At 74.9% G+C, this 215-nt stretch carries 1 protein-coding gene; it reads right to left on the bottom strand.

Going from position 1 to position 215, the window contains the following annotated elements:
- A partial coding sequence (locus tag IG02_RS37515; protein ID WP_037805284.1) for a hypothetical protein occupies positions 1-215 on the bottom strand: 215 nt, incomplete at both ends.

Below are 215 nucleotides of genomic sequence, written 5' to 3'. Positions count from 1 at the left end.
GAGGAGAAGACCGCGTTGCCATACGGGGCCGTGAACAGGACGCTGGAGTTCAGGCCCTGCAACCACGCCTTGCGCCACGCGCCCGGCTGCCCGGTGCCGGCCTCGGGCAGGCCGATCAGACGCAACGGCCCGGACGTGGCCCCCGGGGCCGGGGCGGTGGCGGGAGCCGGCGTCAGCGGGCCGCTGTAGGCCCAGCCATTACGGGCCGTCCGGTT

Source organism: Streptomyces sp. NRRL F-5135, assembly GCF_000719775.1.
GTDB classification, from domain to species: Bacteria; Actinomycetota; Actinomycetes; order Streptomycetales; family Streptomycetaceae; genus Streptomyces; species Streptomyces hebeiensis.
This window is presented reverse-complemented; position numbering and strand designations above follow the sequence as displayed.